Genomic DNA, 7,371 nt, shown 5'->3' on the forward strand with positions numbered 1-7,371 from the left:
ACCACACCCCTTGGCAATCCGGCCTCCCGCTCCTAAAGCCGCTGCCGACCTCCAGCCACGTGAGAACCCCGGCCCCATGGCATCTCCCTACAAGCGCGTCCTCCTGAAACTCTCGGGCGAAGTGCTCATGGGCAGCCAGCAGTTCGGGATCGACCCCGAGTTCGTCTCCGAGATGGCGAAGGAAGTGAAGGCCGCCAAGGAAACCGGCCTTGAGATCTGCTTGGTCATCGGCGGCGGCAACATCTTTCGCGGCATGGCGGGCGCGGCCAAGGGCATGGACCGTGCGCAGGCCGATTACATGGGCATGCTGGCCACGGTGATGAACGCGCTGGCGATGCAGAACGCGCTGGAGCAACTGGGCATCGAGACGCGGGTGCAGTCCGCCGTGCAGATGGATCAGGTGTGCGAACCGGTGATCCGTCGCCGGGCAGAACGGCATCTGGAGAAGGGCCGCGTGGTGATCTTCGCCGCCGGTGTCGGCGCACCGTATTTCACCACCGACTCCGGCGCGGCGCTGCGCGCGGCCGAGATGCAGTGCGACGCGCTGCTCAAAGGTACCAGTGTGGATGGCGTCTATGACAGCGACCCGAAAACCAATCCCCATGCGCAGCGTTACGATGCTGTGGATTACGATACCGTCCTGGCCCAGAATCTGAAGGTGATGGACGCCTCCGCCGTGGCGCTTTGCCGCGACAACGCTATTCCGATCGTGGTGTTCTCGATCCGTGAGCAGGGCAATCTGGCCCGCGTGCTCGCCGGGCAGGGTACCAGGACGATCGTCCAGAAAGGAGCCTGAACCATGGCCAAGTACGATAAGGCCGATCTCGAACGCCGCATGAAGGGGGCCGTCGACGCGCTCGCCGGAGACCTGGCGGGCCTGCGCACCGGCCGTGCCAGCGCCAACCTGCTCGATCCGGTTATGGTCACCGTCTATGGCAGCCAGATGCCGCTGAACCAGGTGGCCTCGGTGTCGGTGCCCGAGCCGCGCATGATCTCGGTGCAGGTGTGGGACAAGTCGAACGTCGGCCCGGTGGAAAAGGCGATCCGCTCGGCGGGGCTAGGCCTCAACCCGATCAACGACGGCACCACGTTGCGCCTGCCGATCCCCGACCTGACCGAGGAACGCCGCAAGGAACTGGCCAAGCTCGCCGGGCAATATGCTGAAAAGGCGCGCGTGGCCGTGCGCAACGTCCGCCGCGACGGGATGGACAACCTCAAGGCCGACGAGAACAAGAAGGAAATCTCCGAGGACGACCGCAAGCGCCTGGAAGGCGAACTGCAGAAGCTGACCGACGAGCAGATCAAGGCCGTCGAGGAAGAATTCGTCCGCAAGGAGAAGGATATCCTAGGCAAGTGAGGCACATCAGCGCGGGGCTGTTGTGAGCAAGGCCGAACCCAAGGCCCGTCACGTCGCCATCATCATGGATGGCAACGGGCGCTGGGCGAAGAAGCGATTCCTCCCGCGCGCCATGGGGCATCAGCGCGGGGTGGAGGCGGTGCGCCGCGTGGTCAAAGGCGCGCGCGAGTTCGGGCTGGAGGCGCTGACGATCTACGCCTTCTCCACTGAGAACTGGCGCCGGCCCGAGGACGAGGTGTCCGACCTGATGACGCTGATGAAGCGCTTCATCCTGTCCGACCTCGACGAGATCGCCCAGGCCAACGTCAAGCTGAGGATTATCGGCGATTACAAGGCCTTCAAGCCCGATGTTGTTGAACTGATCGAGGGCGCGCTGTCTCGCACGGCGGGCAATACCGGCACCACGCTGGCCGTGGCGCTGAACTACGGGTCGCACGACGAGATCGCGCGCGCGGCGACGGCTGCCGCCGCCAAGGGCCCGATCACGCCCGCAACGATCGCGGCGGAGCTGGACACGGCAGACCTGCCCCCGCTCGACCTGCTGATCCGCACATCCGGCGAGGAGCGGCTGTCCAACTTCCTGCTGTGGCAGGTGGCCTATGCCGAATTCTATTTCACCGACGTGCTCTGGCCGGACTTCACCGCCGAGCATTTGCGGGCCGCGATAGATACGTTCGAAAAGCGGGAGCGTCGTTATGGCGGGCGTTGACGAACTGGGCCCGTCGGAGCCGGTACCGTTCTGGTTGCGCAATGCCGATTTGCCCAAGCGGCTCGTCACCGCTCTGGTGATGCTGGTCGTGTCGGGCACGGCGTTGTGGCTGGGCGGCATGGCCTGGACAGTCTTCGTGCTGATCGTGGGCATCGGCGTGTGGTTCGAATGGAGCACGCTGGTGCTGCAATTCTGCACGCCGGGCCGATCGCGTAATGCCTGGCGCTGCGCCGGGGCGATCTATTGCGGGATGGGCAGCGCGATCCTGATCCAGGTGCGGGAACAGGCGGCGGGCGCGGCCCTGGTGATGCTGATCGTGGGTGCCGTGATCGGTACGGACGTGGGTGCGTATTTTCTGGGTCGGGCTCTGGGCGGACCGAAGATCGCACCGAAGATCAGCCCATCCAAGACCTGGGCAGGATTGCTGGGCGGCGTGATCGGCGCCAGCCTGTTGATCTGGGCGGTGCTGGCCAATGCCGGCCGCATCCTGGCCGCCGCGCCCAGTGCGCAGATCACGGCGGTGGAAACCGCGGCCAGCCCGATGGCGATCCTGGGCATGGGCATGGCCGTAGCGATCGTGGCGCAGGCGGGCGATTTCTTCGAAAGCTGGATGAAGCGGGCGGCCGGCGTGAAGGACTCCGGAAAGCTGCTGCCCGGCCATGGCGGCCTGTTCGACAGGGTCGATGGCTTGCTGGCGGTAACGGTGGTATTCGGTACGATCTTTATCCTTGTGCGGTTATCCACGCTTACATGACTCGAACGATCACACTTCTGGGCGCAACCGGCTCGATCGGCGCATCCACTCTCGATCTGGTGCGCCGCGATCCTTCCGCCTGGGATGTGGTGGCGCTGACGGCGAATTGCCAGGCCGCCGAACTGGCGAAGCTGGCGCGCGAGTTCGGCGCGAAGCTGGCGGTCGTGGCGGACGAGGCGTGCCTGGCCGATCTGCGCGCCGCTCTCGCCGGCTCCGGGATCGAGGCAGCCGCCGGGGCGCAGGCCCTGGTGGAGGCGGCGTCTCGTCCCGCCGATATCGTGGTGGCAGCCATCGTTGGCTGTGCGGGCCTTGCGCCCACCATGGCCGCGATCGAGCAGGGCAGGGTGGTCGCGCTGGCCAACAAGGAAGCGCTGGTTTCCGCCGGAGCCGTGATGACGGCGGCGGTCCGCCGCTGCGGCACGGTGCTGCTGCCCGTCGATTCCGAGCATAACGCGATATTCCAGTGCCTGGCCGGCAACGACCTGGCCGACGTGCGCTCCATCACGCTGACGGCGAGCGGCGGGCCGTTCCGCGACTGGTCGGCAGATCGCCTGGCTGCGGCCACGCCGGCGGAAGCGGTCAAGCATCCCAATTGGTCGATGGGTGCGAAGATCAGCGTCGATTCGGCCACGATGTTCAACAAGGGCCTCGAACTGATCGAGGCCTATCACCTGTTTCCCGTCGGCCTCGACAAGCTGCGGATCATCGTCCACCCGCAATCGGTGGTCCACTCCATGGTGGAATACCGCGATGGATCGACGCTGGCGCAGCTAGGGCCTTCGGACATGCGCGTGCCGATCGCTTCGGCGCTGGCCTGGCCACGCCGGATGGACACGCCGATGCCGCCGCTGGATCTGGCGGCGATCGGCGAATTGACCTTCCGCGCGCCCGACGAGCAACGCTTCCCCGCGACCAGACTAGCGCGCGAAGCGGCGGAGGCGGGCGGTGCGGCCCCGGCTGTGCTCAACGCGGCGAACGAGGTGGCAGTGGCCGCTTTCCTCGCCGGTCAGATTGGGTTCACCCGGATTGCGGCAGAAGTTGCCAATGTTCTCGATACTTATGCCGCGCCCGCGCCGGCATCCCTCTCGGATGTCCTCGCGATCGACACCGAGGCGCGCCTGCGCGCACGTGAGTTGACGGAGGCCCTGGCATGATCGGGTCACCCTCTTTGCTCACGATGGTCCTTGGCTTCGTCTTGGTCCTGGGTCCACTCGTGGTGATTCATGAACTGGGCCACTACCTCGTCGGCCGGTTCTTCGGGATCAAGGCGGAGGCGTTCTCGGTCGGGTTCGGCAAGGAGCTGGCCGGTTTCACCGACAAGCGCGGCACTCGCTGGAAGCTGTCGGCGCTGCCCCTGGGCGGCTACGTCCAGTTCGCGGGGGACATGAACCCCGCCAGCGCGCCCGCGCCGGAGCAGGACGGTCTGACCCCGCAGGAGCGCGCTCAGACCTTCCACGCCAAGCCATTGTGGCAGCGGGCGCTGGTGGTGCTGGCCGGACCGCTGACCAACCTCATCTGCGCGGTCGCGATCTTTGCCGCCTTCAACCTGGCCTATGGTCGGATCGAAGCCACGCCCGTGGTGCAGGATTTTGCGCCCGGCTCAGTGGCGCAGGCCGCCGGTATGCAGGTGGGCGATCGGATCGTTGCCATCGGCGGCGAAAAGATCAGCAGCTTCAACGAGATCCCGCAATACGTCGTTCCCTATCCGGGCCGCACCGTGCCGATCGCGGTGAAGCGTGGAGAGCAGACGCTGATCCTGTCGGTTCCGATCGGCAGCACCGTGGAGAAAGACCGCTTCGGCAACGAGGCGCGGGTCGGCCGGATCGGCATTGCCGGCGGCGGCGGCAAGCTGGTGTCCGTCGGCCCGATCGAGGCGGTGAAGCTGGGCTTCGAGCAAAGCTACGGCATCGTGCGCATGATGGTGACCGGGATCGGCCAGATCTTCACGGGCGAACGCTCGGTCAAGGAGCTGGGCGGGCCGATCAAGATCGCAAAGTATTCGGGCGAGCAATTGAGCCTGGGCTGGCTGCCCTTCGTATACTTCGCGGCGCTGATTTCGATTAACTTGGCATTCATCAACATCCTGCCAATTCCGGGCCTCGACGGGGGCCATCTGGCCTTCTACGCGGCGGAAGCGGTTCGTCGCAAACCGCTGGATTTGCGGAGTCAGGAATGGGCGGTGCGCACCGGTATCGCGCTGGTGCTGACGCTGATGCTGATCGTCACTTTCAATGATGTCATCTCGTTGCCGATTTTCCGGGGATAGGACCGGCTTTTTCCATCGATAGGGATTTCTCGCCGGAATGGCTGCTTGATCGACATTCGTCCATCGGGCAGAGGCGGCGAATGTGTATGGTACGTTTCCGCTCCTATGCGCGGAACTCGGCCTGGATTTGAATATCGACCTTTTGCGCGCGGGCGCTTTGCGGGATTTGCGTTGATGATGGGATGGGAAATGGTTCGCAGCGACAAGGTTCGCCGCGCCTCGCGTCTGGCGGTCGCATTGCTGGGAACCACCGGCCTGACCGGCGTGACAACCGATGCCTTTGCGCAGGATGCTACACCGGCAGCGTCTGAAGCGCCCGCCGCGGCATCGACGCCAGCACCTGCTCCGGCCCGCACGCCGCGCCGCGCCCCCGCGGGTTCACGTGCTGCGGCACGCCCTGCGGCACAGCCCGCTGCGCCAGCGGCGGCACCCGCAGAGCAGGGCCCGGCAATCCAGACCATCCGCGTCCTCGGGGCCGAGCGCCTGGAGCCGGTAACGGTTCTGTCCTACGTCAAGCTGCGCGCCGGCCAGCCCTATACGCCCGCCGCGGCGGACCAGGCGCTCAAGGACCTCTATGAAACCGAGCTGTTCTCCGACGTTCAGGTGACGCAGGACAACGGCATCGTGACGATCCAGGTGAAGGAAAACCCGGTCGTCAACCGTATCATCCTTGAAGGCAACAAGCGCATAAAGGACGAGAAGATCTTGCCGGAGATCAAGGTCGCCCCGCGCCAGATCTTCACGCGATCGAAGGTGCGCGCCGACGTCGCCCGCATCATCGAGCTGTACAAGCGGCAGGGCCGCTACGCCGCAACGGTCGAGCCCAAGATGGTCATGCTCGACCAGAACCGCGTCGACATCGTGTTCGAGATCACCGAGGGCGACAAGTCCAAGGTCCGCCAGATCAACATCATCGGCAACGAGAAGTTCTCCGACAAGGAGCTTCGCGGCGAGATGGTGACCAAGACCAGCGGCGGCATCACCAAGGTCTTCAGCTCAACCACCAGCTACGACCCCGATCGCATGGCGTTCGACCAGCAGAAGCTGCGCCAGTTCTACCTGACACAGGGCTATGCCGATTTCCGCGTCGTCTCCGCCGTGGCCGAGCTGACGCCGGACAAGAAGGACTTCATCATCACTTACGTGGTGGAGGAAGGCCAGCGCTACAAGTTCGGCGACGTGAAGGTCGACAGCCAGTTGCGCGATTTCGACAGCGAGAAGCTGGCGGCGCGCCTGCCGATGAAGAAGGGCGATTGGTACAACGCCAAGCAGGTCGAAGATACGATCGAGCAGCTGAACGACACCGCCGGTGCCTTCGGCTACGCCTTCGCCGACGTGCGGCCGCAGTACGATCGCAATAAGGAAGACCTCACCATGGGTCTGACTTTCGTGATCGCCGAGGCGCCGCGCGTCTATGTCGAGCGGATCGATGTCAACGGCAACACGCTGACGCAGGACAAGGTGGTGCGCCGCGAGTTCCGCCTGGCCGAAGGCGACGCGTTCAACTCGCTGCAGGTCAAGCGCTCCACCAACCGCATCAAATCCTTGGGCTACTTCCAGGAAAAGTTCGAGGTCGAGCAGAAGCCCGGCGCCACGGACGATCGCATCATCCTGGAAGCCAACGTCGAGGAAAAGCCGACCGGCGAACTGCAGCTTTCGGCTGGTTTCTCGTCGCTTGAAAGCTTCATCTTCCAGGCCTCGATCCGCCAGCGCAACTTCCGCGGACGTGGCCAGACGGTCGGCCTGTCGGGCAGCTATTCGCGCTTCTCCAAGAGCGTGGAAGCCAGCTTCACCGAGCCTTACGTGTTCGACAAGAATGTGTCGCTGGGCGTCAACGTCTACCGCCGCGACCTGAACAGCTTCAACTATTTGAACTCCAACCGCAACACGACCTACAAGCAGGCCACCACCGGCTTCCAGGTCCGCGCGGGCGTGCCGCTGACCGAATACCTGACCGCCGTCGCCAGCTATACGCTGAACTACGATGACGTGTCGCTGGACCAGAACCAGTTCTATTCGGACCGCCTGACACCGCCGACCCGCTCCTGCGATCCGTTGCTGGCGGGACGTTACTTGTGCGACGCGATCGGCAAGCGCCTGAGTTCGATCGCCGGCCTGTCGCTGATCTACGACACGCTGGACAACCGCGTCCGGCCAACCCGTGGTATTACCGCCGCCATCAATGGCGATGTCGCGGGCCTTGGTGGCGACGTGAAATACGTCCGCCTCCGCGCGAATGCCTCTCGCTTCCAGAACCTGGGCAAGGGCTTCATCTTCTCGCTCTC

Annotated in this window: 7 protein-coding genes; all 7 read left to right on the forward strand. The window is 64.7% G+C overall.

Annotation, left to right across the window (positions count from 1 at the left end; all coding sequences use genetic code 11):
• Positions 1 to 76 precede the first annotated feature (76 nt).
• On the forward strand, positions 77 to 796 hold the full coding sequence (pyrH, locus tag ACHWRX_RS01990; protein WP_058735996.1) for a UMP kinase: 720 nt from the start codon (positions 77 to 79) through the stop codon (positions 794 to 796).
• A gap of 3 nt (positions 797 to 799) precedes the next feature.
• Positions 800 to 1,357 carry a ribosome recycling factor gene (frr, locus tag ACHWRX_RS01995; RefSeq protein ID WP_058735997.1) on the forward strand — a complete coding sequence of 186 codons (558 nt, stop codon included), beginning with the start codon at positions 800 to 802 and terminating at the stop codon, positions 1,355 to 1,357.
• A gap of 64 nt (positions 1,358 to 1,421) precedes the next feature.
• Complete coding sequence (uppS, locus tag ACHWRX_RS02000) at positions 1,422 to 2,066, forward strand: polyprenyl diphosphate synthase (protein WP_394657902.1); 645 nt, start codon at positions 1,422 to 1,424, stop codon at positions 2,064 to 2,066.
• Positions 2,053 to 2,820, forward strand: a complete 768-nt coding sequence (locus tag ACHWRX_RS02005) for a phosphatidate cytidylyltransferase (protein WP_394657898.1) — start codon at positions 2,053 to 2,055, stop codon at positions 2,818 to 2,820. The genes uppS and ACHWRX_RS02005 overlap by 14 nt, the downstream gene beginning before the upstream one ends.
• Positions 2,817 to 3,974, forward strand: a complete 1,158-nt coding sequence (locus ACHWRX_RS02010; RefSeq protein ID WP_394657899.1) for a 1-deoxy-D-xylulose-5-phosphate reductoisomerase — start codon at positions 2,817 to 2,819, stop codon at positions 3,972 to 3,974. Before ACHWRX_RS02005 ends, ACHWRX_RS02010 begins: the two co-directional genes overlap by 4 nt.
• Positions 3,971 to 5,086 carry an RIP metalloprotease RseP gene (gene rseP, locus ACHWRX_RS02015; protein ID WP_394657900.1) on the forward strand — a complete coding sequence of 372 codons (1,116 nt, stop codon included), beginning with the start codon at positions 3,971 to 3,973 and terminating at the stop codon, positions 5,084 to 5,086. The genes ACHWRX_RS02010 and rseP overlap by 4 nt, the downstream gene beginning before the upstream one ends.
• Before the next feature lie 189 nt (positions 5,087 to 5,275).
• Positions 5,276 to 7,371 (forward strand): outer membrane protein assembly factor BamA (gene bamA / locus ACHWRX_RS02020; RefSeq protein ID WP_394657901.1); only part of this gene is annotated, 2,096 nt, incomplete at its 3' end.

The organism is uncultured Novosphingobium sp. (genome assembly GCF_964277725.1).
Taxonomy (GTDB): domain Bacteria; phylum Pseudomonadota; class Alphaproteobacteria; order Sphingomonadales; family Sphingomonadaceae; genus Novosphingobium; species Novosphingobium fluoreni.

Bases quoted from the DNA above. Each gene is read 5' to 3' on its own strand.
- ACHWRX_RS02010 (WP_394657899.1), top strand. From the start codon at position 2,817: ATGACTCGAACGATCACACTTCTGGGCGCAACCGGCTCGATCGGCGCA.
- ACHWRX_RS02005 (WP_394657898.1), top strand. From the start codon at position 2,053: ATGGCGGGCGTTGACGAACTGGGCCCGTCGGAGCCGGTACCGTTCTGG.
- rseP (WP_394657900.1), top strand. From the start codon at position 3,971: ATGATCGGGTCACCCTCTTTGCTCACGATGGTCCTTGGCTTCGTCTTG.
- uppS (WP_394657902.1), top strand. From the start codon at position 1,422: ATGGATGGCAACGGGCGCTGGGCGAAGAAGCGATTCCTCCCGCGCGCC.
- frr (WP_058735997.1), top strand. From the start codon at position 800: ATGGCCAAGTACGATAAGGCCGATCTCGAACGCCGCATGAAGGGGGCC.
- pyrH (WP_058735996.1), top strand. From the start codon at position 77: ATGGCATCTCCCTACAAGCGCGTCCTCCTGAAACTCTCGGGCGAAGTG.